Below are 4,156 nucleotides of genomic sequence, written 5' to 3' on the forward strand. Positions count from 1 at the left end.
GCAGTGAGGCAGCCTGCTCCTCCGTGCGCTGGGACAGATCGGTGTTGCCGGACGCAATCTCGCTGACTCCCGTATCGATCGCTTGTGCGCCCCGGCGTACGGTGTCGACAGTCAAGGTGAGCGCTTCTTGCATCTGTGCTAGCGCTGCGGTCAGTTTGCCGATCTCGTTGTCGCTTACCGATTCGATGCGGCTGGACAAATCGCCGCGCGCGATCCGTTCGAACTGGGCAATCGTTGCATTCACCGGATGCACGATCGCGCGCATCAGCACGACGCGCGCAAGCCACGAGCCAATGAACGAGAGCGCGATGCCAATCGCCACGGCAATGCTCACGAGGTAGAACCGCGCCTGTGCATCGCGGTAGCGCTGCGCTTCGCTGTCGATGTGAAACCGCTCGAGCGCTTGCATCGCCTTTTCGTAGTCGCTGTAAAGCGACGGGAGATGATGCGATTGCAATTCGAGGAACGCGTTGTGGTCGCCCGCTTTCAACGCGGCCATCGTGGGCTCAATGCCGTTGCGCAAGAGCGCAGTGCGCTTGTCCTGCATTTCCTGAAATAGTCGCGACGCTTGGCCGTCCTTGCCTGCAATGCTCAGGTAGTGATCGATCGAGCCATTCGATAGCTGCAAATATTTGTCGAACCGACCTAGCACCGCGTTGGCGCCCATTTGATCGTTGAGCTCGTTGAGTGACGCGTACGTCGCGAGTGCGAGCCGCAGGCGCAACAGTTGACCTGAACTGCCTTCGAGATCGGCGACAGCGGGGGTGTCCACCATGTACATCTGTTGCAGCGACACATTGCTCGCGCGCAGCGAGAGCAAGCCGGCTGCAGCGCCGACCAACAGCACGACAGCGAAAAACAAGATCAGCGCGGTAAGCCAGGCGCGAATCGTCATCTTTTTCAACATCTGTCATCTCCGTAATCCGGACGCACGGGCAGGTGTTTATGCCGATCGATCCGAACGGGCTTGTCAATTTTTAGCAGTGGACGCGCGACCAACCGCCGATCATTGATTGACGACAGAACTTTCAGAAACCTTATACAGAGAAACCCGCATTAAGTCGTAGGCGGACTGCTGGCGTTGCAGTGGGGTGGGGGCTCCTGTTGTACAGGCGCCCCCGGGAAGCGCGCTCAGACAAGTTTGCCGAGCCCGCGTTCCTCCACTTCACTGCGCTCGGGTTCGAGCGTGCGCTCCGGCTTCATCACGAATGTGAGGACGATGCCGAGTGCCATGAGCGCCATCGAGACGATGAACGGCAGATTCCAGTTTCCAGTGCGGTCGATCAGCCACCCGCCAACCACGGGACTGACGATTGCAGCAAATGCAGAGCCCGTGTTCATGAGGCCGCTTGCGATGCCCGAATGCCTTGGTGCAATGTCCATCGGGACGGACCACATCGGCCCGATCGTCATTTCATTGAAGAAGAAGCCGGCACTCAGGCACAACGCAGCGAGCGTGACCGACATATTCGAAACCAGCATGATCGGCGCAAGCGAGAGCAGTGTGAGAAACATGCAGACGGCGATCATCACGTTGCGTGCCTTGCGGACGTTGCCGGTTTTCTTCAGGATCGTATCGGTGATAGCGCCTCCGAGCCAATCGCCGAGCACACCTGCGAAAAATACCCCCGAGGCGAACAACGCAGACTTGCTGAGCTGCATGTTGTAGTTGTGCAGGAAATATTGCGGGATCCAGCCGAGAAAGAGCCAGAGCACCCAGCCATAGCAGAAATAGACGGCCGTCACCGGCGCCATCCTCGTACAGAGTTGCCGCCATGGGGTTTTTGCGCGTTCCTTCGAACCCGAGTAGTTGGCGAGCTTGGCGCATTCGCTGTCGGTGATGGCAGGGTGGTCGCGCGGGTTGTCGCGGAAGTACCAGATCCAGATTATGGCCCACAGGAAGCTGAAGATCCCGGTGACGAAGAATGCGCCGCGCCAGCTTGTTGCAACCATGAGCCAGACGATGAGCGGGGGCGCTACCGCGTTGCCGATGCGTGACGCGGCGTGCGTGATGCCCTGCGCAAAGCCGCGCTGCTCGGGTGGCATCCAGTTTGACATCGCACGGGTGGCGGTCGGGAAGGTTGCGCCTTCACCGAGCCCCAGCAAGAGCCGCGCGAAGATCAGCGACGCGAAGCCGCCGGCGAGGCCGGTCAGCACGGTCGCACCGGCCCAGATCACGCCGCACAAAGCGAGCGTGCGGCGTGGGCCGATGCGGTCACCGAGCCAGCCACCGATGATTTGAAATACGAGATACGGATAAGCAAATGCGGAAAACACAAGGCCGATCTGCGTATGCGTCAAATGCAGTTCGGCACCGAACGCGCTTGCAGCGGTGCTGACATTGACGCGGTCTACATAGGTGATGAAGTACATCACGCATAGCAGCAATAGCACGCGCATCGTGGCTCGACGAAACATCATCGCCTCCTTCTTGGTCGTTCTTCACTGAGAGGGCGCGAACGCATGCGCCCGAAGCAAACTCGCTCCGATTTGGTTAGGAGTCCTGCTTAAATCGGAGGGGGCCCGACGTGGGCGATTAGATTCAAGGAATCGAGGGTCGGTGTGAACGTGCCATTTTTGTCTCCTATGACTTTTGAAGTTGTGTGGGCGGATCTTTTGTCGTCCGCTTTGATAAAAAAATGTTGCGGGCTCAACCCTCCGGTAACGCCGCAGCAAGCACACGCGCGACATGCAGCGCTTCCCTCTTTGCGCCGTCGGCGATTTGGTGTCGGCAACTCGTGCCGTCGGCAACGACCAACGCGTCGCCCGCTTGTCGTACCGCCGGCAAGAGCGATAGCTCGGCCATTGCCATCGATGCATCGTAATGTTCGGCCTCATAGCCGAAGCTGCCTGCCATGCCGCAACAAGACGATTCGATTACCGACACTTCCAGTTGCGGAATCCAGCCCAATACGGTTTGCACGGGACGAAACGCGTCGAACGCCTTCTGGTGGCAGTGACCATGCACGTACGCCTTTGAATGCGCGAGTGGCTTAAGGTCGAGACTCAAGCGCTGCATGGCCTTCTCGCGCACGAGGAATTCTTCGAAGAGAAACGACGCGTTTGCGAGACGTTTCGCTTCGTCGCCAAAGCCATAATTGAGAAACTCGTCACGCATCGATAGCAGGCATGACGGCTCGAGCCCGACGATCGGGATGCCGCGCTCCACGTACGGCAGTAGCGCATCGAGCGCGCGGCGTGCCTCGGCTTTGGCCTCATCGACGCGGCCGGCTGAGAGAAACGTGCGTCCGCAACACAGTGGGCGCTGCTGCTGGCTTTCGTTGAGGTGCACCGTATAGCCCGCGGCCTCGAGCACCCGCTGGGCGGCGCGCGCGTTTTCGGGCTCGATGTAGTTGTTGAATGTGTCGACGAAGAGCAGCACTTCCTTGCCGGCGGGCGGTTGCGCGTTGTTCGGCGTCGCCGATGATAGGAACGAGCGCGTGAACCGTGGGAAGGCGCGCTGGGGCGCCAGGCCCAGCCATTTTTTGACGCCCTTTGCCAACCCGGGAATCCGTTCGGCGGCGGCGATCGCGGCCACGAGGGCCGGCAGGCGACTAGCAACGGGGGCGTAACGCGGCAAGTACGCCACGAGCCGATCGCGCAGGCGCATACCGTGGCGCGCGTACCATGCGGCGCGTGCCTCGATCTTGATCTTGGCCATATCGACGCCGGTTGGGCAGTCGCGCTTGCAGCCCTTGCACGACACGCACAAGTCGAGCACGTCTTTCACGTCGCGGCTCGCCAGGCCTTCGTGCCCGGCATCGCCGAGCTGGCCCGAGAGCGCAAGCCGCAACGTATTGGCCCGGCCGCGCGTCACATGCTGCTCGTCGCGCGTTACGCGATAGCTCGGGCACATGGTGCCAGCATCGAACTTCCGGCAATGGCCGTTGTTGTTGCACATCTCCACGGCTTTTGCGAGACCAGCGCTCGCGTCGCCACCGGAGCCCGCAAGGCCTTCGATGCCCGAGATCGGATCGCGTGTGACGTTCCACGCCGACCAGTCGAGTTGCGGGTGCCATTCACGCTCCCGATAGCCGGGTGCAAACCGAAAGTTGGCGGCGTCGTCCATCTTCGGCGGCGCGACGATGCGGTTCGGGCTCATCCGGTTTTCGGGATCGAAGAGCGTCTTGATCTCGCGAAATGCCTCGTTGATGCG

Annotated in this window: 3 protein-coding genes; all 3 read right to left on the reverse strand. The window is 60.7% G+C overall.

Features of this window, described 5'->3' with window-relative positions:
• The coding region (locus VL598_RS05030; protein ID WP_325325595.1) for a Tar ligand binding domain-containing protein at window positions 1–907 on the reverse strand (907 nt) is incomplete at its 3' end.
• A gap of 224 nt (window positions 908–1,131) precedes the next feature.
• Window positions 1,132–2,421, reverse strand: coding sequence for an MFS transporter (locus VL598_RS05035; RefSeq protein ID WP_325325596.1), 1,290 nt, complete (start codon window positions 2,419–2,421; stop codon window positions 1,132–1,134).
• Between the two features lie 229 nt (window positions 2,422–2,650).
• A partial coding sequence (locus VL598_RS05040; protein ID WP_325325597.1) for a (Fe-S)-binding protein occupies window positions 2,651–4,156 on the reverse strand: 1,506 nt, incomplete at its 5' end.

The sequence above is a fragment of the Trinickia sp. genome (genome assembly GCF_035492435.1).
Taxonomy (GTDB): Bacteria; Pseudomonadota; Gammaproteobacteria; order Burkholderiales; family Burkholderiaceae; genus Trinickia.